Annotated in this window: 9 protein-coding genes; 3 read left to right on the top strand and 6 right to left on the bottom strand. The window is 71.2% G+C overall.

What is annotated here, in order from left to right:
• Positions 1-43: 43 nt before the first annotated feature.
• Positions 44-6,502, bottom strand: coding sequence for a DEAD/DEAH box helicase (locus Sru01_RS03320; RefSeq protein WP_203982337.1), 6,459 nt, complete (start codon positions 6,500-6,502; stop codon positions 44-46).
• Between the two features lie 113 nt (positions 6,503-6,615).
• Between Sru01_RS03320 and Sru01_RS03315 the strand changes: the two genes are divergently transcribed.
• The gene (locus tag Sru01_RS03315; RefSeq protein WP_203982336.1) at positions 6,616-7,248 is read left to right on the top strand and encodes an NYN domain-containing protein; all 633 of its coding nucleotides are present in this window, start codon (positions 6,616-6,618) and stop codon (positions 7,246-7,248) included.
• 530 nt (positions 7,249-7,778) lie between these two features.
• Here the strand turns inward: Sru01_RS03315 and Sru01_RS03310 are convergent.
• Genes Sru01_RS03310 through Sru01_RS35290 form a run of 3 tightly spaced genes read right to left on the bottom strand, consistent with a single transcriptional unit; the run spans position 7,779 to position 16,766 of the window.
• A complete protein-coding gene (locus Sru01_RS03310; RefSeq protein ID WP_203982335.1) occupies positions 7,779-12,971 on the bottom strand; it encodes a dermokine domain-containing protein in 5,193 nt (1,730 codons plus the stop codon).
• Positions 12,968-15,733 (bottom strand): DEAD/DEAH box helicase, encoded by a 2,766-nt coding sequence (locus tag Sru01_RS03305; RefSeq protein ID WP_239136848.1) that lies wholly within the window; start codon positions 15,731-15,733, stop codon positions 12,968-12,970. The genes Sru01_RS03310 and Sru01_RS03305 overlap by 4 nt, the downstream gene beginning before the upstream one ends.
• A gap of 10 nt (positions 15,734-15,743) precedes the next feature.
• Positions 15,744-16,766 carry a serine/threonine-protein kinase gene (locus Sru01_RS35290; protein WP_239136847.1) on the bottom strand — a complete coding sequence of 341 codons (1,023 nt, stop codon included), beginning with the start codon at positions 16,764-16,766 and terminating at the stop codon, positions 15,744-15,746.
• A 494-nt stretch (positions 16,767-17,260) separates the two neighbouring features.
• Between Sru01_RS35290 and Sru01_RS03300 the strand changes: the two genes are divergently transcribed.
• Positions 17,261-18,967: a hypothetical protein gene (locus Sru01_RS03300; RefSeq protein ID WP_203982333.1), complete on the top strand. Its 1,707-nt coding sequence runs from the start codon at positions 17,261-17,263 to the stop codon at positions 18,965-18,967.
• 105 nt (positions 18,968-19,072) lie between these two features.
• Here the strand turns inward: Sru01_RS03300 and Sru01_RS03295 are convergent, their stop codons facing one another.
• Together Sru01_RS03295 and Sru01_RS03290 are read right to left on the bottom strand one after the other, a co-directional pair.
• Positions 19,073-19,297 (bottom strand): hypothetical protein, encoded by a 225-nt coding sequence (locus Sru01_RS03295; RefSeq protein WP_203982332.1) that lies wholly within the window; start codon positions 19,295-19,297, stop codon positions 19,073-19,075.
• A 182-nt stretch (positions 19,298-19,479) separates the two neighbouring features.
• Complete coding sequence (locus tag Sru01_RS03290; RefSeq protein WP_203982331.1) at positions 19,480-20,973, bottom strand: glycoside hydrolase family 10 protein; 1,494 nt, start codon at positions 20,971-20,973, stop codon at positions 19,480-19,482.
• A 667-nt stretch (positions 20,974-21,640) separates the two neighbouring features.
• Here Sru01_RS03290 and Sru01_RS35285 point away from each other — a divergent pair.
• Complete coding sequence (locus Sru01_RS35285) at positions 21,641-22,750, top strand: cellulose binding domain-containing protein (protein ID WP_239136846.1); 1,110 nt, start codon at positions 21,641-21,643, stop codon at positions 22,748-22,750.
• The last annotated feature ends 121 nt before the right edge of the window (positions 22,751-22,871 follow it).

Below are 22,871 nucleotides of genomic sequence, written 5' to 3'. Positions count from 1 at the left end.
CTCGCCGGTACGTCGCGCCCGGCGGCGCCGTGATCCCGCGTCCTCACTTCACCGGTCCGATCCGGCCGGCCAGCGACTCGGCCGTCCAGTCCGGGGCGATCCGCACCTCCCAGCCGGCCGCGCCGTAGGCGGCGTCTCGGCGGTGTGCCTCGTGGTCGTCGCCGGCCAGCACGATGGCCACCTTGGCCGCCGGCCAGGCCAGCTCGGCCTGCCAGGCCTGCTCCCCCAGCTCGTAGCCCACCTCGGGCGCGGGCACGCCCTGCTCGGCGAGCGCGCGGGCGAACGCCGCCAGCCCCGGCTCGTCCGGGTCCAGCAGGTCGAGGACCTGCTCCCAGTCGCCCGGCAGGCCCGCCTCCTGATCCACCGGCGCCGGGTCGACCGGCGGGACCGGCTCGATGACCGGCCGGGGGACGACCGGGGTGGCGTCTCCGGGGTCGGTCAGGTCGTCGTCCAGCGGCAGCAGGCTGAGCATGGTGCGGAACCCGTCACCGCCGGCGGCGGCCAGCCGGGCGGTGTCGAAGTCGTCCAGGCCGGTGCGGGCGAGCTGGCCGCCGTCGCCGGCCCCGGCGTCCAGGAGCTGCAGCAGGTTGCCCCAGTACAGCCAGCCCGCCCAGCGCCGCCGGTGCGCCGTCTCGCCGGCGCGGATCGTCTCGTCCCGGTCGTCGACCACGGTGAACGCGCTCCACGCCCGCCCGGCGACGACCAGGGTGAGCGGGCACCCGGCCAGGTCGGCGGCGGTGCACACCATCACCGAGCCGGCCGGGCCGGGCGGCAGCCGGTCGCCGCGCAGCGCCGCGGTGACCCGCTCGGGGACGCCGGCCGGCTCGCACCGGCTGCCGGCGGTGGCGACCGGCAGGACGCCCGCGCACACCGCCTCGGTGCGGCGCAGCCAGACCAGCGGATCGGGCTCGGCGAGGTAGGCGAGCAGGGTCTCCACCGGGTTGCCCCACATGGTGAGGTTCAGCTCGCCGGGGTCACGGCCGGTGGTCCGGCTGTAGTAATCCCGGGCGACCATCTGCGCGTTGTTCAGATAGGGCGCCCGGGACGGCGCCTTGGCGTCGCCGGGGGCGAAGTCCCGCGCCTCCCACTCGTCCAGGTCGTCCCAGGTGAGCTGGAAGACCAGGCCGCGGTGCGCGCGCAGCCGGGCCCGCTTGCCGGCGTCACCGGCCAGCCGGTTGACCTGCGGTGAGGCGTGGTAGGCGTAGCCGTCCAGGTAGACGGCGACCTGCTGCGGCTCGGGGTCGACCAGGTCGAACAGCAGGTCCGGCCGGGTGCCGCGGATGGTGTTCTGCAGGGTCAGCCGCCAGTGCCGGACCAGGCCGTCCGGGCCCTCGACGCGTAGGTCGGCGGTCCGCCGGCCGTTCACGACCTCGCCGCGGGCCAGCGTGCCGGGGGTGTCGGGGCGGCGCGCCCACGCCTCCAGGCCGCTGAGAAAGCGGGCCTCCAGCTCGCTCTCGATCTGGTCCCATAGCGAGATGTCGCCGGTGGTCCGCACCGGGGTGATCCGCCAGTCGGCCAGCAGGTCGCCGAGCATCTCCAGCGCGTCGGCCCGGCTAACCCGGTCGTACATGCTCCCCGGGACGTGCGCGAGCAGGCAGCGGTGGCAGGCGCGCCGGCCGCGTTCCTCCTTGCAGCGGCAGCCGGCGACGATCCGGAACGCCTCGGCCAGCACCTCGTGGAACCCCTCCGGGGAGGCGAGCCGGTGCAGGTAGCCGGTGCCGCCGGGCAGCGTGTCGTGCAGCACCAGGAAGCGGCGGCGGCGCCGGGTCTCCTGGTCGGGCATGGTGGCGGTGACGATGGCCAGGTGGTCGGGGTCGCCGCCGTACCGGGCGGCGATGCCGGCCATCAGCGCGGCCTGGAAGGACGCGGTGCGTTCCTCGGCCAGCAGCGTCGCCACCGGCAGCAGGATGCGCAGCGCCTCGGTGCGCAGCTCGTGCGCCAGGATGAGCTTGACGTGCTCGGTGTCGCGGGCCGCCCGCCGGAACGGGCACCAGGGCCGGTGGTGGCGGCGCGACTGGTCGTAGGAGGAGGTGGCGACCAGGCCGTCGCCTTCGCCGGCCGACGGCGGGCCGTCCACGGTGGTGCCGCCGCAGGACGGGCAGGTGTGGAACGGGTTGGGCCGGACCTCCAGCCCGGCGAACCGCGTCTCGGCCGGCCGGTCCTGGCGGGCGGCGCCCAGGTTGAACCGGCGGACGGCGGCGTCCCGGGTGAAGTCCACCCCGAACACCTCGGTGGCGTGCCGCCAGGAGCCGGCGGCGATGCCGGCCGGGTCGACGTCCACCGCGACCGCGGTCTCGTAGTAGCGCCGGAGCCGGTCGTCGTTGTCGTCGCGGATCTGCGCGTCGTCGCGGCGGTCGTGCGCGGTGACCCGGACCGGGCGCAGCACCTGGTGCAGCGAGCTCACCTCGCCGATGTCGGTGCCGCCGCAGCGCGGGCACGGCGCGGTGTCGTCCTTGGCGTGGAAGGTGCGCACGTGCCCGCAGTCCGGGCAGACCCGCCAGTCCTCGAAGGCCGGCCGGGACGGGGTGCCGGCGTCCAGCCCGGTCACCTCGTGGCGGTAGCCGCGGACGTAGAAGGAGTTGCCGGGCGCCAGCTCGGTGAGGGCCAGCCGGGCCGGCCGCTGGTATTCGCGGACCTCGCTGTGGTAGCGCTTGCCGCCGGGGACCTCCTCCTCCCAGGTGATGGTCGCCTCCAGGGAGGTCGCCGAGTCCAGCAGCGAGTAGTTGGGCAGCAGGCCCAGCTCGACCAGGGCGGCCTGCGCGCTGCCCCGGCCGGTCTCGCCGAGTAATCGGGCCACCGCCCGCCGCTCGGCGACCAGCGACCGCTTGATCCGCTCCTGCTCGGGGTCGGCCTCCACCAGCGCCTCGACCGCGGTGTCGATCACCGCCAGCCGGTCCCGCAGGTCGGCCAGCCGCCGCTCCCACACCTGCTCGGCGCGGCGGGCGGCGCCGGCCAGGCCGGCGGTGGCGAACGCGCGCAGGTCGGCGGCGGCCTCCGGGCTCACCGAGGCGCCGAACAGGGCGAGGAACCCGGTGGCGAGCGCGGCGCCGTCGGCCAGCGCGGCGGGCACGAAGCCGGCCAGCCAGCCGGCCTCGCCGAACAGCGCCGACGCCCGGCGCGGCAGCGGCAGCACGGCGGGGAACCGGCCGCGGGTGCACAGGTCGACCAGGTGCGCGACGTACTGGCGGCGCAGGATCTCCACCGCCGACAGATAGCCGCCCGGCGGCACGATGTCTCCGGCGATCATGTCCCGGGGCTCGTCCAGGAAGTACCGGTCGCGCGGCGAGCCGCCCACCATGGTGACCAGCAGTGCGTTGCCGGTGCGGCGGCCGGCCCGGCCGGCCCGCTGCACGTAGTTCGCCGGGCCCGGCGGCAGCGAGGCCAGGATGACCGCCGACAGGTCGCCGATGTCGATGCCCAGCTCCAGCGTCGGCGTGCAGGACAGCACGTTCGGGTCGGTGTACCGGTCGCCGGCCCGGAAGCGCTGCTCGACCAGCTCGCGCTGGCGGCGGCTCAGCGCGCCGGTGTGTTCGGCGGTGACCACCCGGAACACCCCCTCGCCCAGGTAGAGGCGGCGGTAGTAGTCGGCCCGCCGGTTCTGGGTGCCGCGGTCGGTGAGCCGGCCGCCGCATCGGTAGCGGGGGCACGGCTGGCCGAACCACGCGGCGACCTGCTCGGGCGGCAGGGTCTGCTCCCAGGCGCACCGGTCGCAGCCGATGCCCGCCTCGTCGGCGTGCGCGTCGGCCAGCAGCCGCACCTGGACGTGCCCCGGCTGCAGCCCGTACACGGCGGTGGCCGCGTCGTCGGCGGTGCGCCGGGCGATGACGCCCTCGTCGGCCAGCATGGGCAGCAGCCGGGACAGGTACTCGCCGGCCTGGCCGCGGTTCAGCCGCAGGCAGCGGGTGGCCCAGTCCTGGGTCCAGGCCTGGTCGGCGTCGATCCGGTCGAACTCCGAGTTCTTCTTGGGCCGGTCGATCATGAACGCCGGGGCGCTGAGCCCGCGTGGGAAGGCGGGCATGCCGTCCGGGCGGCGCCCCCAGATCGCGTTGTACCGGCTGGTGCCGGCGTTGCCGAGCCACCGGTCCAGCCAGGCGTGCTTGATCGCCCCCCGATATCGGAGCCTCTCCAGCAGGCCGCGGACCAGCACCAGGTACCGCTCGGCGGCCTGCGGCTCGATCATGCCGGAGGTGGCGGTGTGCGCGTCCCGGGCCAGCTCGGCGATCTTCCACGGGTCGGCCAGCAGCACCTCGGCGGCGGCGGTCCGGGTCATCTCCAGAGTGCGGCCCTGCCGGGAGCGCAGCCCGAACTCCAGCACGGCGGCGAACGCCAGCCGCTCGCCGATCAGCCGCCACGACTCGGCGGTGCCGGTGGTCTCGCCGGCCAGGATCGCGTCGATCTCGCCCCGGTCGTGCAGGTCGGGCGGCACCACCGCGGGCAGCACCCCGGCCTCGCTGGCCGCCGCCGCCAGGTCGGCGATCAGGTCGTTGAGCAGGATCGGCGTCTCGGGGTCCAGCCGCGAGGTGAGCAGCCGGCGTAGCGAGAAGGTGTAGGAGCGGTTGGCCACGAACCCGGCCCGGTGCGCGGCGTCCTGCACCGAGTCGTTGAACAGCAGGGTCTTGCGCTGCCCGGCCGGGAGCTGGTCGCCGGCGAACAGCTGGGTGATGGCCACCGAGGCGAGCGAGGCCAGCCCGGCGCCGAGGAAGCGGATGCCCTGGTCCATCGCGCACGCCGGGCAGCGGTCCTGGGCGGCGGCGTTATCAGCCTCCCGGGTGGTGGCCAGGTCGGTGAGGACGAAGACGGCGTCGCCTTCCCCGTAGGTGTCGGCCGCCGGATCGTAGGGGCGGACCCGCTCGCCGTCCAGCACCGCCAGGTTCGGATCGGCCGCCTCGACCTCGCCGGGCGTGGCCAGGATCAGCGGGCGGACCCGCTTGCGCTCGTTGCCGACGGCGGCGCGGTAGATCTTCTCCGGGGTGGTGACCAGCTCGGCCGGGTCGCGCTCCGGGGAGTACGCCGCCCAGCCGGACCGGCCGCAGTGCCGGCAGTAGATCGCGGGCAGCATCGTGCGGCCCAGCACGTCGAAGGCCGAGTCGGCGTCCACCACCGGCGGCTCGCCGATCCAGGCGAACGCCGGGGTGTGGTGGGCCAGCCGCAGCAGCCGGGACACCGCGCGCACCCACACGTGCGTCTCCACCAGCAGAAACGGCCGCCGCTCGTCCTCGGGGTCGCGGGCGTGCGACAGCAGCGCGACGAACCGGGCCAGCGCGGTCGCCGCCCGGGCCGGGTTGTCGCGGATGTAGGCACCCCAGTTGTAGGCGCCGCGCCGGGGCAGCAGCTCCAGCATCTCCTGCGGCGTGCGCGGGCCGTCGCCGAGCAGGTCCAGCACCGCCTGGGTGAGGATGTGCCGCCGCAGCACCGCGCCCAGTTCGGCCGGGCCGAGACCGTCCTGGCCGGTGACCGCGGCGGCGACCCGGGCCATCGCGGCCGGGTCGCGCAGCGGGTCGCCGCACGCGTACAGCTCGTCCGGGCCGGGCAGCGGCAGGGACACGTCGATGTCGCCGACGAACTCCTCGGCGGTGAGCCGGTCTTCGCCGACCACCGAGGCCGCCGGGAAGTCGGTGCCGAACACCCGGGCGGCGACCTGGCGGATCAGCAGCCCGCCGTCGTCCTCACCCGGCGCGGCGGTGCCGTTCTCGCCCAGGGTGGCGGAGGTGGCGACCGGGCAGATGTCGCCGAGCGGCCGGCCCGGCCGGGAGTGCCCGGTGGCGGCGGCCAGCCGGCGCAGCAGCATCGCCACGTCGGTGCCCTGCGCGCCGTCGTAGGTATGGAACTCGTCCACCACCACGTACGCCAGGCCGGCGTCCTGCCACAGCGGCAGGTCGTCGACCCGCTGGAGCAGCAGGTCCAGCATCTTGTAGTTGGTGATCAGCAGGTCCGGCGGGTTGCGGCGGATCTCCGCGCGCTGCGTCATCACCTTGCGGTAGGCCACCTCGGGGGTGTCGCCGATGTAGAGGCCGGCGGTGACGTCGTGCAGCTCGTCCTGCTGGAGCAGCTCGTTGATGCGGTGCGCCTGGTCGGTGGCCAGCGCGTTCATCGGGTACAGCAGCACCGCCTTCACCCCGGCCCGGCCGGCGGCCCGCGCGCGGCGGCAGTGGTCCAGGACCGGCACCAGGAACGACTCGGTCTTGCCGGACCCGGTGCCGGTGGTGATCAGCGTCGGCTCGGCGGCCTTGCCGAGGGTGCTGAGCCGCCGGAAGGCGCGCGCCTGGTGCAGGTACGGGGTGAACCCCGGCGGCGCCCACCCCAGCACGTCCCGCCAGCCTTCTTCCGCCGGGCGGAACGGGGTCCGGATGCGCAGGTAGGGGCCGCGGAAGATGCCCTGCTCGGGGTCGGTGAGGAACCGCTCCAGCGCCTCGCGCACCGGCGGATCGGCGAGGGCGAACGTCGTGGTGAGGTACTGCGTCAGACTCCGCCGTAACTCCTCAGCGGCCAGGGTCGGTCTCACGCGGCCTCCCGGTAGGGCAACGGCGGCCGGCATGTCCTGACGGGGGCCAGGTGCCGAACCCGGATTCGACCGATCGTGGTGGCTATCACTGATCGTGACATTATATTTACCCTGTGCTTACCAACGTCTACGTGGACGGGTTCAACCTCTACTACGGCTGCCTGCGCGGAACGCCGTACAAGTGGCTTGATCTCGACGCTCTCGCCAGGCGACTGATCCGGGTGGGCGACGTCAACCGGATTCGCTACTTCACCGCGAGGGTCACGGCGCGACCTGACGACCCAGATGCACCCAGCCGCCAGGACATCTACTTGCGGGCGCTGTTGACCATCCCGCACCTGAGTGTCCACTTCGGCCGGTTCCAGACGCGGGTCACCCGGATGCCGCTGGCCTTCCCACCACCCGGTGGCCCTCGAACCGTTGAGGTCTACAAGACCGAAGAGAAGGGCTCGGACGTCAACCTCGCGACGGCGTTGCTCCTCGATGCCTTCCGGCGGGACGGCGATTGTGCCCTGGTCGTCAGCAACGACGCCGACCTTGCGGAGCCGATTCGGGCCGTCCGTCACGCCCTCGGCCTCTCGATCGGGGTGGCCAATCCCTACCCCTACGAGCGGCGGGCGGTCGACCTCATCGCAGCGCGGCCGACGTTCTTCCGACAGATCAACACCGGCATGTTGCGGGCCTGCCAGTTGCCCGACCAACTCCAAGGGGTGGACGGCAAGATCAGACGGCCGCAGCGATGGTGAAAAAGACATAGAGCCCCGTCCACTGGACGGGGCTCCGGGCCACCCACCGAGATGGGTGGTGCAGTTGAGAACAGTTAACCCGCTCGCCTCCGTGGCTGTCAACTCACTCTGCGCAACGAGCGAGCCTCGGCCGGCCATCCGAATCGACCCGCCGGACCGGAGACCCCCCGATCCGCCGCGGGCATCGGCCAACGTGATCGTCAGCAGCACCGCCAAGGCACTTGCCCGTGACGAGGACCCGATGGCGGGCGGGCTGGCGGGAGTGTTGAGCGTGGGCTGCGAACCGCGGTGACCCGGTGACACGCGAAAGCCGGGCCACCACCTGCGGAGGTTAACCCGGCTCCACTTCATGACTCCGAGCGAGCCACGCACCACCCATAGTAGCCGGGCGACATCTGCTGTCAACCCGTTCGCGAACTCGACCGCGACGCCGAAGCGGCTTCCCCGGACAGCCACCACCAGCCGAATCTGCCGGCCGGGGGCCCTCCCACCGGTCACGCCTCGGGCCGCCGGCAGGTGCATGGTGATGGTCACCGGCCATCCTCCCCGCCGGCCCCACCCGGCGCCTGGTAGCCGGATCGGCGCAGGCGTTCGGCGAAGACCGCGTGCGCCTGCCGATACTCGGCCTCCCGGTCCGCCTTGTAGAACGGCGCCGTGTACCCATCGGGCACCGGCCCATTGACCTCCGGATCGAGATGCGCCATCAACTGCTCGAAGTGCTGCTTGGTCTGCCCGTGACCGTAGGCATTGAAGTTCTCCGCGATCTTCCGGCCGTTCGCGTCGAACCACATGGCACTCTCGTAGGTGAGGAGTTGCGGGAAGCGCGAGCGGTAAAGAGCGATCAACTCTTCGGCGTCGATGTCGAGCATCAACGCGACTAGCGCATCCAACTCCACCAGCGCCGCCCGACGCGCCCGCTCTGTACGCAGCGGCGTGCCCCGCTCCCACGAAGGACCGGTCTCGCCAAGCGGCGGAAGTCCCGGCCATTCCGCTGCCCAAACGTCACTAGCCCAGCTGCTCTTGTAGAGCTCACGCCAGAGATTCGCGTAAGCCCTAGTGAGGCAGTTCAATCGCATCGCTCGGAGGAGAAGCGCTTCCGATAACGAGTGATCCGGATCTGGCACAGGTAAAATTTTCGCTTCAGCCACATCCAGGTGAGCTCGGCCAGTAAGTCTGAGCAAATAGTCTATCGGTAATGATGCCCAGTAACCTGCGACAAGCGCAATTTCTCTACCGCTGCGCAGAGCCATGCTCCTAACGCCATGAATATGAGCAGGCCCGGGTGGCATAATCGCAGCAAAAAGACTTTGAGTCGTGTTGTTGGGTATCATCTCCCGCCAGAATAGCCGATAGAATTCAGTATATCGCCTCGGCGCCTCGCGAACGTCCCATAACCACGAATCCTGCGTCGATAGATATGACTTAATATCTATCGAGCGACGATAGTCGGTCGAAGGTATGGCTTCATCACCTAGGGTTGTCAGATCAATGGCCTGGTCATTGCGACCGGTGTTGGGCGGCTGCTTGGCAAAGGGAGTCGCAGCGGTAAATTGCGGCCCCCGAAGGATCACTTCTGACCAATCGTTAGGGCGACCGGTATCCCAAGTAATGATACCGTCCTTCTTGGCATTTGCCTCGTCATACCCGCGACTGATCCGTGGATCCCAGTCCCCTAAACGTCGCTCCACTCGGGAGAGGGCGGCGATTGCTCCTTGCTCCGCCGTGGTCACCGGGTAGAGGAGCTTGGTCTGGTCGATCGGCCTGTCTAGCTCACCGGTCAGCATTCGCCAGTCAGCCAGCACGCCTTCATTCACCGTGACAAGCCGCTCCCGATGCGGACGCAGGTCCCAGTATCCATTGTACTTGATTCCTGGTCGCTCACCAGTCCCATCGTGATCAAACGACTCCATCAATACGCTTGGATCGAAAAGCCAGCTGACATGAGTGAACTCGATTCGCTGAGGGCGACCGTACACCTGCACGCCGTACTGTCTGCTCCAGTCAATGTCCGCGAAGAGCAATCGCTGATTCTGAAAGTGAGCGTGCAGGCGCAGGTGACGGTAGGTTGCGGCGCGCAGGTTACCCTCCTGGGCTCCGGTGAAGTGGCTGTCCGGATGGATAAGGGCGGATATGCCCACCGTGCCGAGGTTGCGCCAGGTTCGGATCATGAAGGCGCGGTAGAGGTTGGGCTGTGTACCGACCAGCAGGTCGTACATCGCCGGAGAGCCCAGCACGGCAACTGCGCCTGTGTTGGCCGCCAACTCGACCTGGACGTAATGCCTGTTGCGCTGATTGCGCTCCAACTCCGCTTGCTTGCGGCGATTCCACTCGGCCACCGGTGGCTTGTCGGACAGCTCGAACCACGGCTCGAACTCAGCAAGGATCGGTCCCTCTTCCCAGCGTGGCCGGTACCACGGAGGGTTGCCAACCTGGAGGTCGAAGCCGCCTTGGGTGAAGATTTGGGCGAACTGGAGTTCCCAGTGGAAGAAGGCCTGGCGGTCGGCGATGGTCTCGACCACCTGGAGCCAGGGGAAGCGGGTGGTGAGGCGGAAGCCGGAGTCCATGCCCATCCAGGACTGGAGTTCGTCCTCGTACTCCTCCAGGGCGGCCAGCGAGGCGAAGTCGGCGACCAGGGAGTCCGGCGGGATGTCGGCGCGGCCGAGGGTGGCTTCGGCGAAGTCGAGCCAGTCGTCCAGGGTGGCCAGCGGGATGGTCTCCCGGAGCGGTTCGAACGCCGGCCGAGTCCTGCGGCCGGCCGGCCGGACAGAGCCGGTGGGCCGGGTGAACCCGGTAGGCCCTGCGGAGCCGATCGGCCGGGCAGAGCCGGTAGACCCTGCGGAGGTGGTGGGCTCTGCGGAGGTACTGGGCCTTGCAGAGGTGGTGGGTGTGGTGGCGGAGGGTTCCTGGGCGGAGACGTCCAAGGGCTCTTGGGTGGAGGATTCCAGGGGTGCCCCGAGGTCGGCGTCCAGGGCGGTCTGCTCGTCGCCCACGGGGAAGAGGGCGTCGGTGACGTAGAGCCGTGCGGTCCGGGCGGGTTCGGCGGCCGGGACGGCGGCAGCGGCCGGCGCTTGGGGAGCGGGCGACGCGGGCGCGGGTGTCTGGTAGATGTCCGCGGTGCCGTCGAGGAGGGCGGTCTGGTCCAGGGGCCAGAACCAGAGGGCGCACCAGGCGTCCATGACCTTCTTCAGCCGCCAGTACGGGGTGCCCGGGGCGGTGAGGTCGGCGTACACCTTCTCCTTGGGGACCGCGTTCTCCGGGTGGTCCAGCCAGTCGGCGCCCCAGACGTCGATCCGCCGGCTGATCTCGCGCTCGGAGATGGTGAGCCGCTGTTTCACCAGGTCCCACAGGTATTCGGCCCGGCCGGCCAGCGCCTGCAGCCGCTGCAGCTGGCTCAGCTTGTGGCCCTGGCGCTTCTTGGCGGACACGCTCTTGTGCAGCTGCCGCCGCCAGGCGGCGAGCTGCTTGGCCTGCTCCGGCGCCAGCTCCTTGGCCTCCTTGGCGCCCGCGACCGCGCCCCAGCCCTCGGCGGGCAGCAGGAAGTGGTGCACCTGGCCGGCCGGCAGGTCGCCCGCCGAGAACGGCAGGTCGTGCGGGGCCTCCTTCAGCCAGCCGCCCTTGGTGAGCCGGTCCGGGTCGTACACCCGGCGGCCGGCGCCGATGAGCGAGTTGCCGCGCCGCAGGTGCAGGCCGAACCACGGGGCCTGCAAACCCGGGTGCATGACGTTCAGCCAGATGGACACCTCGGCCAGCTCGACGGCGGTCTCGTTCAGGTCGACGCCGTAGGAGTTGTGCAGCGCGATGTACGCCTTGGCCTTCTGTAGTTCCTCCTCGTACCGCACCGGGTCGATGGAGACGCCCAGCTCCTGCTGGCGGCGCCGCAGGTATTCGGCGGCGACCTGGTTGATCGCCTCGTTGAGGAACGCGCCGGAGCCGAGCGCCGGTTCGCAGATCTTCCAGCCGAGGATCTCCCGGGCCCCGGTGACCGTGCCGTCCTGGTCCAGCCGGTGCCGCAGGGCGAGCTGTACGGTGACCTGGGTGAGCGACTCGGGGGTGTAGTAGGAGGCGCTGGTCTCCCGGTCCCGGCCGGCCAGCCGGTAGACGAAGGCGCCCGCGCGGTAGCGGACGTGCTCGCCGGTGCGCACGCCGTCCTCGTCCACCGCCGGGACGAACACCTCCTCGGGGTAGTCGGCCGCCTTGGACGCCGGGATCATCCACGAGCCGTCCTTGGGGTCGCCGCCCTTGGCGACCTCGTACAGCTCCTCGGTGGCGATGAACCCGGTGTAGGACATCAGGCCCTCGTACACCGCGCCGAGCTGGTTGATGCCGAGCTGGGCGTAGGAGATGAAGCCGCCGCGCTGCTTGCGCCGGCCCTTGGTGAGCATCAGCTTGCGCAGCACCTTGTAGAGCGTCTGGTTTCGCAGCCGGGTGTCGATGCGCGGCGCGTCCGGATCGTCGTCGTCCAGCGAGACGGCGTCCCGGCCGATGAGCCGGATGGCCGACGGCTCGAACAGGTCCGAGCGCAGCGGCTCGAACCGCAGCCCCTCCCCCGGCGGGTCCGCCGCGGCGTCCGGTCCGGTGCGGCGCGGGTGGCCCTGGTTGACCATGCGGAACAGCAGGTCCAGCGATTCGTACAGGTGGAAGGAGTTGCGGGCCTCCTCGCCGGACAGGTCGCGGACGACCAGGTCGCCGAGCCGGGCCAGGCTGTAGCCCTTGACGTAGTCCTGGTCGTCGGTGGGCAGGATGCCGAGCTCCGGGCGGGCCTCGGCGTACAGCAGGAACAGGATGCGGTACAGGTAGCGCAGCGCCTCGCGGCCCAGCTCTTTGGCCAGCGCGCCGAGCTCCATGACGTCCTCGGGGCGCGCGCCGTGCGCGCGGATGCGGTCGAGCACCTCGTTGGCGATCAGCTCGACCGACTCCTTGAGCCCGTCGCGCAGCTCCTTGGAGACGCCCACCGCGTGGTTGCGGGAGCCGGCGAGCAGGCCGGCCAGCACCTCGGTGCCGCCCTCCTCCGGCGGGAGCAACGAGTCGGCGCCGAACAGCGCGGCGACGGTCTCCAGCTCGGCCGGGTCGTTGCGGCCGAGCGCGACGTCCAGGCTGACCGCCAGGTAGCGGCCCTCGCCCCAGGTGGCCCGGTCGGCCAGCACGACGACGCCGCCGGCCAGCAGCAGCACGTAGCGCGGCGGCTCGTCCGCGGCCATCAGCCAGGAGGCGAGCCGGACCCCGGAGGTGATCTCCGCCCGGTCCTCCACCTGGGCCGGGACCAGCAGCCGGCCGGCCAGGGCGTCGTCCAGCGCGGCGTCCACGTCGGCGGCCCAGCCGCAGTCCAGCGCGACCAGGTGCCGGTCGGCGTGCGCGACCTGGACGGCGTACTCGCGCCCCGCGCGCCGCACCGCCAGCGCGCGCGGTTCGGGCCGGTAGCCGAGGGCGCGCAGGACCTCGCCGTGCAGCTCGGCCAGCTCCTTGTGCAGCTCGTCCCGCTCGTCGGCGGTGATCGGGTCGCCGGCGCGCAGCCGCTCGTCCAGCCCGGCGAAGAACGGGCGGCCGGCGAAGTAGGGCCTGCCCAGCGCGCGCAGCCCGCGGCGCGGGGTGGTGCGGCCGGCCTTCTCCTGCTCGGTCCAGCGGGCGAGCAGGCCGTCCTTCTTCTTCAGGTCCTTGGGCAGCACCTCGGCCAGGTAGTGCGCCGAGAAGTAGTCGCCGCGGTTGACCAGCGAGTCGTAGCTCATCGGGGACCGTCCTGGGGCACGAGTACGGCGAGGACCCGCAGCAGCGGCTCCCCGGTGATCTTGAGTTGGCCGAGGAGGTGTTCCTGCCGTTCGACGGTCTCGCCGACGTGCTCGGCGGCGCGGCCGCGCCGCGAGACGTGCGTGCCCTCCAGGGTGAGCTGCCGCCAGCGCGCCAGCCGGTCCTGGTAGGTGTCCAGCGGTGCCACGACCTCGGCCTCGTAGGCGGCGCGGCGCCGTTCCAGGTGGGCGCGGGCGGTGGCGACCATGGCGGGCACCTGCTCCTGGTAGGGCGCCAGGTCGAACGCCTTGCCCTGGTTGACCATCGCCGGGCCGACACCGGCTCGGGCGAGCACCTCGGTCATCGGTTCGGCGAGCACGCCGCCGGCGGTCACCGCCATCCACTCGACCACGGTGGGCCGGCCGAGCGCGTTGGAGTAGATGCCCTGCACCAGGAAGGTGGGCTCGGTGACCCGGGCGGTGACGGCCGGTGCCTTGAGCCGGCCGAGCCGGGCGAGCACCTTGTCGGTCACCCACTCCACCATCGGGTGCAGGTCGGACAGGTAGGCGATCTCCGGCCACATGGTCTTGGTCGTGCGGGCCTCGGCGAGCTTGCGCTGGGCCAGGCCGCGGTCGAAGGTGACCTTCATCCGCCGCCGCACGTCGTGGGTGCGCAGGTAGTCGGCGGGCAGCACCGAGAGCCGGTGGGCGAGGTCGGGCGGCGGTTCGAAGGCGAGCAGCTGCCCGTCGTCGTCCAGGTCCTTGAGCAGGCCGAGGGTGTGCACCGCCTCCTTGACGAACGCCTCGGAGCCGTCGAACAGCCGGGGCACCTCGGCGCGGGGCGGGTCGGGGTCGGCCGGGCCGGCGCCGACCGCGCCGAGCAGGTCGGCGAGCAGGTCGTCCACCGGGCGTTCCTCGATGGACTGCTCCACGGTCTTGCCGGCCAGCAGGTCCTGGACCAGCCGGCGTTCCTCACGTTCGGCGCGGTACTCGCCGGTGACGGCCTCGGCGGTGCCGAGGCTGCGGTGCGCGGTCTCCTCCTTGGCGAGCAGCTTCTCGGCCACCGTCCGGTCGTCCTTGGCGCCCTCGACGTCGGAGGTGAGGATGAGCGCGGTGAACCGCGGTTGCCGGGTCTGGCCGTAGCGGTCGACGCGGCCGTTGCGCTGCTCGATCCGGATCAGGCTCCACGGCACGTCGTAGTGGACCAGGTGGTGGCACTGGCGGTGCAGGTTGACGCCCTCGGAGGTCACGTCGGTGGTGACGAGCAGCCGGACCGGGCCGTCGGCGAGCCCGAAGCGTTCGATGACCTCCTGTTGCTGCTGGTCGGACATGCCGTTGCCCAGCATCATGTCGACGGCACCCTTGGCGGTGAGGCCGAGGCGGCCGGGCAGCACCCGGGCCAGCCAGCGGACGGTCTCGACGCTCTCAGAGAACACCACGGCCCTGGTCTCGTTGCGCGGGCCGACGCCGATCTCGCGCAGTACCCGCACCAAGGCGGCCAGCTTGGCCGAATCGTCGTCGGTCATCCGGGTGGCCAGCCCGCCCAGCGTCTTCAGCGCGTCCACCTCGGCGGGGTCGGTGGCGTTGCGCAGCCGGTTGGCGACGGCCTTCGCGAGCGCGTGGTGCGAGGAGAGGAACGCCTTGAGCAGCACGTAGGGGAAGAGCCGGTTGCGGTCGGTGGCCGGGCCCGCGGCGGGGCGGCCGGCCGCCAGCCACACCTGGGTGAGCTCTTCGAAGATCTTCTCCTCGGCGGGGGTGGCCGCGCAGCGGACCGGGACCGACGGGCCGCGGTCCGGCCATCGGGCGCCCATCTGGTCGCGCACCTCCGGGCTGATCTTGGTACGCCGGATGTAGAGGTGCTCGATGTCCTTGGCCGAGTAGTGTTCGTCGTCGGCGATGGCGGCCGGGTCCAGCATCCTGATCAGCTCGGCGAACGACCGGCTCTCGCCGTTGTGCGGGGTGGCGCTGGCCAGCAGCAGCGCGTCGGTGCGCCGGGCCAGCAGCCGGGCCAGCCGGTTGCGCAGGCTGCGCTCGCCGATCAGGTTGTGCGATTCGTCGATGACGACCGCGTCCCAGTCCATCTTCTCCAGGTGCCGGCCGTACTTGCCTTCGTTCTTCAGGGTGTCGACCGAGATGATGATCCGCTTGTAGTAGGTGAACGGGTTGCGGCCCGCCGGGATGTCCCGCTGGATACGCTCGATGCCGACCGAGTCCAGCCGGATCAGCGGGATGGCGAAGCGGGTCCATAACTCGTGCTGGAACTGCTCCAGCACCTGCTGCGGGGTGACCACCAGGATGCGCTCGCCGCGGCCGCGCCGGATCAGCTCGGCCAGCACCAGCCCGATCTCCAGGGTCTTGCCCAGGCCGACCACGTCGGCGATCAGGATCCGCGGGCGCAGGCCCTTGAGGGCCAGCTCGGCGGGGCGCTGCTGGTAGAGCAACGGGTCGAGCAGGAAGCGGTCGGCCAGCGCGAGGCCCCGTTCGGTCTGCGGCAGCGGGGTGCGGCGCAGCACGGCCTCCAGAAAGAGCCGGCTCTGCGCGAACCGGCGGGTGCCGTCGTGCTCCAGCACCGTCTCCTCCGGGCGTAGCAGGCCGACCCGGTCCAGCGCGGTGAAGAACACCGCCTCCTCGTCCTGCACGAACTCCGAGGCGCCGATCGCGGTGATCTTGTACCCGTCCTGGCCGGCCTTCTCGCAGTTCCGGACGATCCACTCCGCGTCCCGCACCTCGATCCGGGCCCCGGGGGGATAGGCGGTCTCCTGCACGGTGGTCCTCTCAGAAGCGGGCGGCGGCGGCGTACTGGTCGCGGAGGCGCTCGGCCAGCCGGGCGACCACCGAGCCGGGGGCGACGACCTCCGACAGGTCGCGCGGGCGAGGGCGGGGCGGCGGCCGGTCGGTGTCCGGCGGATCGGTGTCGCGCTCGACATAGGTGGCCACCGCGAGGCGCCGCACCGCGGCCGGCAACGCGACCCCGCCGGCGGTCGCGTGCTCCTTCAGTGCCGCGTACACCTCGGGGACGGTGGGCCGGGCGGCGGGATCGTGGCGGAGCATCGCGGCGAGCAGCGGCTCAAGCTCGGCGGGGACGCCGGTCAGATCCGGCGGGACGTCCGGGTTCACGATGTTCATGAACAGCGCAGCGACGTTGGCGGCGTCGTAGGGGTAGTGCTCGGTGAGCGCGAAGAGCAGCGTCGCGCCGAGGGAATACACATCGGTGGCGGCGGTGACCCGCTTGGGAGTGTTCACCTGCTCGGGGGACATGCAGGCGGGAGTGCCGAGAGTGGACTCGGAGGTGGTGAGGTCGGTGGGGCCTTCGGCGAAGGCCACCAGCCCGAGGTCGATCAGCCGGGGTCCGTCCCGGCCCAGTAAGACGTTGCCGGGCTTGAGATCCCGGTGTAACAGCCCGGCGCGGTGGACGTCGCGCAGCGCGTCCGCCAGCAGCAGGCCGAGCGTGGCGGCGTGCGCCGGGTCCAGCGGGCCACGGGCGTCGACCAGGTCCCGGAGGCTGACGCCGCGGACGTACTCGATGGCCACCCACGGCGGCTCCTCGTCCGGCCCGGAGGCGTCGACCAGCGCGGCCAGGTGCGCGCTGCGGACGGTGCGCAGCGCCTCGGTCTCCCGGGCGAAGCGGGCGCGCACCTCGGCGCGGCCGGCCAGCTCCTCCCGGATGACCTTGACGGCGACCGGCTCGTATCCCTCGGTCACGCCGTAGTAGACCCGGCCCATGCCGCCGCTGCCCAGCCGCCCGCGTAACGTCACGGGACCGATCTCCACCGGATCGGACCGGTCCAATGGCTGCACGCCTGCTCCACCCTCACCTACGACACCCGACGGGACACCGCGGCGACCGGGGTGCGTACCTGGAGAAACCGGGGATGCGCCGTAGCGGTCACCCCAGGTGCCTGCACTCCACACATTCCGCACTGATCGCCTTCCGGACAGTAGTGGATCCCCGCACACCTGTCTACCGACTAGATCTTGTGTACAAGATTCACAAAAGCACGGCTCGACAAGTCAGGGCAGGTTCCGCGGCGAACTTGTCCCCGCGCCCGGCGGCTCCGTGATCACAAGACCTCACTCCAACACGACGGCCACCAGGAGGCAGAGGTTTACCGCCGCCCCGCGGCCGGCGTCAGACACATCTACCCTGCGAGCCCGAGATTTTGGCGCCCCGGCCAGAGGGGCTTACCAGCAGATCGTGGGATATGTCTCTAAGATGTCACGCTGAGCAGCTGATTCCTCATCGATAGTAGCCACGGCCTGATTCGTCCCCTGCGAAAGAAGCCGGAGAAACGATGACCTCTGGACGTTATCGCACCATCTTCCATACGAACCTGGCTCCTGCCGACGCCTTCGCGACCGCGGCGCGCGAGCTCAGAAGCTGGCTCGTTGTGAAAAGCCGCCACAAGCCGATCGATGTCAGGGCCTACGACGATGGCCACGCCCGGCTCGGCCCGGGCATCATGCTGCTGCCCAGCTCCCGCACGGAGCCCGACGGGACGCGAACGCAGCAATGGCAACTTCGCGAACACGATGGGAACGGGTACTGGCTCAGCTCGCTGACCGTGCACGCGCCCGCCAAGCGGAAGGACGGTCACCGTACCTGGTTCTGGCTTGACGTGGAACATGTGCCTACGGCGGACGGCGTGGATGCGGGTGAAGAGCCGCGGTCGCACCGGGCGGCGGTGCCGGGCATCGTCCGCAGCCTGCTCCAGGTGGTCGACGCCTACGATCACTGGGCGATGCTCACTCCGGAACCGGCCCTGGTCCGTACGGATGATGTGGAGACCCTCCTGGAGATCCTCACGGACGAGGATCGCCGCCTGCCGACCGTGGTCGCCTCTCCCCATGACACCACTCCGTTCGAGACCTGGCGGGAGAAGGTCCGGTGCACCACCAAGCATCTTCCCGGGTTGGCCAGCCTCTACATACTGGACCCACCGGCTGCCGAGCAGTTCAACAAGGCGGTCGGCGCCGCGTACTCCGTGCGAGGTGGCGCGATCCGCACCTACTTACCGGCCCTTGATCTGGCCCTCGACGAGGACGCGGCACGGCACCGCGTCCTGTCCGGAGCCAGGATCGAAACAGACCAGCACACCGCCGCCCGATTACTGGCCGGGGCGCCCAGGCGGCTCACCGCCGACGGGCGGCTACCGGATGCGCTCGTCCGGCTGAACCGCACCGCCGTCACCGCATCGCCCGCCCCCGTAACGCGCAAGTCTCCGGTGACGGCCGGAATGGACTTCTCGGTCCTGCTCGGCGAGAACATGCGGTTGAACAAAGAGATCGACGAGCTTCGCGAACTCTTGGAATACGGAGACCACGAGCGAAGGAACTCCGACGAGAAGGCGGCAACGTTAACGGACGATCTGCTGAACACCGTGGCCGAACTGGAGGTGGCCAACCAGGCGATCGCCGAACTGTCCGACTCGTTGCGCGTGCTGCGACGGCGCTTCCATCTCGACGGCCGCCCGGCCGAGGCCTACCTCCCGGAAGGCGAGCCGGTGCGACTGCCCATCCGGCTGCCCGACGTCCTGGACCGGCTCGAAGAGCTGGACCGCATCGAGTTCACCGGCGACCCGGGGACGGTGTGGAAACTGGACAGCAAGGCGCAGTCGTCCAACTGGGCGCAGACCACCTGGATGACGCTGCTTGCGATGCAGGACTACGTGGAGGCGGTGGTGAAGGACGAGTTCAACGGCGATTTCCGGCGATGGTGCGCCGCAACCCCGCCTGGCGCCCGGAGCATCTCCGCGGGCAAGGTCACCCCGGACGAGTCCGATACCGTCAAGAACAACACCAAGATGCGCCGCCAGCGCGAGTTCCGGGTGCCCACTGAGGTGAGTCCGTCCGGGCGGGTCTTCATGTGGTCGCACATTCGGCTGGGCGGGGGTGCCGGGATCAGCGCACCGCGCATGCACTTCCATGACGACGCCCGTGGCACCGTCAAGGTCTACATCGGCTACATCGGCCCGCATCTCGACGTCCGGACGACCAACTGACCTGTTCACCAGGACGACGCGGCGAGTGACGGCTCGCCGGCGTACCAGCATGGTCCGCCGGTCATCACTGGAGGGCTCGTCCGCTGGGGCTACGGCCGACTCTACTCAGAGAGGGGTGACGGCGTTCACCGGAGGCGGGGCGGCGCGGGTGGGGGTTTGGCGGGCGAGGTGGGCGAGGGCGGTGAGGAGGAGTTCAGCGGTGGACCAGTGGCGGCGGCCGCCGTCGCCCAGGCGTACGGCCAGCTCCATGACCTCGCCGGGGGTGCGGCCGAGGGCCAGGGCGACGGTGCGGGCCGCGATCAGCAGCTCATGGTCGCGGGGGGCGTCCACGGTGTCCATGCTCCAGGTTCGCAAACCGGGCGACGAGGTGGCAACGAACGGCAGGTGACTTCATCGCCGGTCGGGCGAGCGGGGGCACTCTCACCGGCCGCCACCGGTGCCACCCGGCGCGGGCGGACGACGCCGCCCGAACTGGCGAAGGTGTGGAAGTCGGGATGAGCCTCGGTGTCCGATCACTTCGCGGCGGAAGCCGGGGCGGCGGCGCAGGTGGCGGTGGGGGTGGCGGCGGTGCCGCGGGCGGTGAAGCCGAAGGTGGTGGAGCCGCCGGCCGGCAGCGAGCCGTTGTAGGGGGCGTTTCGTACGGTGACGGTGGCCCCGGACACGGTGTGGACGGCGTACCAGAGATTGGTGATCGTCTGCCCGCCCGGCCAGGTCCAGCGGACCGTCCAGCCGGACATCGCCGAACCGCCGGCCCGGACGGTGACCGTGGACTGGAAGCCGCCGCTCCAGGCGGCCACCGTCCGCATCGTCGCCGTGCACTCCCCGGTGCCGGGAGTCGGCGTCGGGGTGGGGGTCGGCGCGGGACTCGGCGTCGGGGTGGGGGTCGGCGTGGGGGTGGGGGTCGGCGTGGGGGTGGGGGCGGCGGCGTTGAGGGCGTCGAGGACGGCGTCGTAGGCGGGCTTCTTGGTGGCGCCGCTGAACAGCAGCGGGTTCATGTTGGACCGCCAGGAGTCCTGGTCGCGCACGCCCCACACGGTGATGCCGGTGCAGCGCGGCACCGCCAGGCAGTCGTTGGTGACCGCCGCGTAGGTCGCGGGCGGCGCGCCTTCGATGTCCAGTTCGGTGATCTGCACGTCCACATCGAGCGCCGCGAAGTTCTGCAGGGTGGTGCGGAAGCCGGCGTCGTAGGGAGTGAGGTTGCTGAAGTGCGACTGGAAGCCGACGCAGTCGATCGGCACCCCGCGCGCCTTGAAGTCACGCACCATCGCGTAGACGGCCTGGGTCTTGGCCCAGGTCCAGTTCTCGATGTTGTAGTCGTTGTAGCAGAGCTTCGCCGCCGGGTCGGCGGCGCGCGCGGTGCGGAACGCCCCCTCGATCCAGTCGTCGCCGGTGCGCTGGAAGTTGGAGTTGCGCCGCGCGCCGGAGCCGTCGAGGAACGCCTCGTTCACCACGTCCCAGGCGTAGATCTTGCCCTTGTAGTGGGCCATCACCCCGTTGATGTGGTCGGTCATCGCCTGCCGCAGCGCGCTGCCGGACAGGCTCTGCAGCCACGCCGGCTGCGCCGCGTGCCACAGCAGGGTGTGTCCGCGCACCCGCTTGCCGTTCTGCACCGCCCAGTCGTGGACGCGGTCGCCGGCGGTGAAGTTGAACTGCCCCCGGGCCGGCTCGGTGGCGTCCAGTTTCATCTCGTTCTCGGGGGTCACCATGTCGAACTCGCGGGCCGCGATGGTGGTGTACTGCGCGTCGCCCAGCTTCCACGCGCCGATGGCGGTCCCGAAGTACCGGCCGCTCCGCTCGGCCGCCGCACCGAGCGTGCTCGCCGCGTCCGCCGAGGCCATCGCACCCGCGTGAGCCGCCGAAGCCACCTGGACCGCCGAAGCCGCCGCGCCCGCCGGAGGAGCCGTCATGGCCGGCGCGGACACCGCGCCGAGGACTCCGGCCACGGCGGCCACCAGGGCCCGGGCCGGCCGCCGGATCCGCGGTGCCGGAATCGCGTCGTATCCCATGCCTGAGCCTCCACAACCGGATCACGGACGAAGGACCACGGAGCTCTCCGCGCGGTCGGCGCCGGTGACGCGCGCCGCCGAGGGGCAAAGGCGGCACTCCTCCTGCCGCGCACCACCGCCTGGGGCAGGAGGAGTACCGCCTCGCCGACCAAGTCTGGGAACGAGCCCGAAATACGTCAAGTTGCGGCTGAAAGTTTCGAGAGTGCCGGCGACCAGATCGATTCGACAGGCGCGGCATCCTGTGTCCCGGCCTCGCGAAACTTGCGGACGGAGTGCGCCGCGATGGGCGGCCAGGTGATGAAATTTTCAACCCGCCGTACCGCCCACCGGCCAGGCCCGGCGCGATAACGCCAGATGGTCCGGCGTGCCGGGCCGCCGGGTTCTCCGGGGCGGAACCGGCCGCCTTGACGGCACCTCCGGTCTCGGTATTTGCTCCCCCTCACCAGCATCACCCATCCGTTCCGCCGGAGGCGGGATTCGCCGCACCGGCCGACTGTTAGCGCTCACAATCTGTCGGCCGGCACGGCCCGAGGGCGGTTCCCGGAACACCCGGGGTCCGCCTGCCCGGCGGTCGAGCGCCGATCGATGAGGAGACCGGGAAACGCGGCACGACCGCCGGCACCGCCGCGGGCCGGGCCGGTCCGCCGGTATCGAAGAGAGGTTCATCATGCTTACGTGGAGACGATGGTTCACCGCGGCGCTGCTGGCCGTGGCCATGGTCGCGCTGGGTACGGTCCTCGGGGCCGGGTCGGCGGGTGCGGAGTCCAACGGCGGGGTGCGGGTGATGCCGCTGGGTGACTCGATCACCGAGGGGACCCAGGTGCCGGGCGGGTACCGGATCGGGTTGTGGCAGCGGCTGGTGAACGGCCGCTACACCGTCGACTTCGTCGGCTCGCAGTTCAACGGGCCGGGGAACCTGGGCGACCACGACCACGAGGGGCACCCGGGGTGGCGGATCGACCAGATCGACGCCAACATCGTGCGCTGGCTGCAGTCCTCCACCCCGCGTACCGTGCTGCTGCACATCGGGACCAACGACATCCTGCAGAACTACAACGTCTCCTCCGCGCCGCAGCGGCTGTCGAACCTGATCGACAAGATCACCTCGACCGCGCCGAACGCCGAGGTGTTCGTGGCCACGCTGATCCCGCTGTCCAACTCCGGCCAGGAGAACAACGTCCGCACCTTCAACGCGGCCGTCCCCGGCATCGTGCAGAACAAGGTGAACGCCGGCAAGCACGTCCACCTGGTCGACATGCACGCCAAGCTCACCACCGGCGACCTCATCGACGGCATCCACCCCACCGCCGGCGGCTACGACAAGATGGCCGCCGCCTGGTACACCGCCCTGCAGGCCGTCCCGGGCAGCATCAGCCAGGGATCCCCCTCGCCCAGCCCCAGCCCGTCCCCCTCCCCGAGCCCGTCCCCGAGCCCCAGCCCGTCACCCAGCCCCAGCCCGAGCCCGTCGCCGGGCGGTAAGGGGTGCACGGCCACCTACGCGCTGGCCGGCCAGTGGCAGGGCGGCTTCCAGGCCACGGTGACCGTCACCGCAGGCGGCTCGGCCATCTCGTCCTGGACGGTGACCTGGCGGTTCGACGACGGCCAGACGGTCACCCAGTCCTGGAGCGCGGAGATCACCTCCAGCGGGGCGAACGTCACCGCGCGCAACGTGAGCTACAACGGCGCGCTCGGCGCCGGTGCGAGCGCGCAGTTCGGCTTCCTCGGCAGCGCGAACGGCGCCAACCGGGCACCCGCCCTGACCTGCACCGCGGCCTGACCTGACGCCCCCGGCCGCCGGCTCCTCCGAGCCGGCGGCCGGGGGTGTTCGCGTGACATCCCGAGACGTGACATCCCGAGACGGCGGCGGCCCGCCACCGCCCGTACCACGAAAGGAACCA

Source organism: Sphaerisporangium rufum, assembly GCF_016863395.1.
Lineage (GTDB): Bacteria > Actinomycetota > Actinomycetes > Streptosporangiales > Streptosporangiaceae > Sphaerisporangium > Sphaerisporangium rufum.
The sequence above is the reverse complement of the archived record's forward strand: the minus strand, read 5'-3'. Positions and strand labels throughout refer to the sequence as shown.

Coding starts and splice junctions, on each gene's coding strand:
- Sru01_RS03310 (WP_203982335.1), bottom strand. CDS start 12,971: ATGAGCTACGACTCGCTGGTCAACCGCGGCGACTACTTCTCGGCGCAC.
- Sru01_RS03300 (WP_203982333.1), top strand. CDS start 17,261: ATGACCTCTGGACGTTATCGCACCATCTTCCATACGAACCTGGCTCCT.
- Sru01_RS03290 (WP_203982331.1), bottom strand. CDS start 20,973: ATGGGATACGACGCGATTCCGGCACCGCGGATCCGGCGGCCGGCCCGG.
- Sru01_RS35285 (WP_239136846.1), top strand. CDS start 21,641: ATGCTTACGTGGAGACGATGGTTCACCGCGGCGCTGCTGGCCGTGGCC.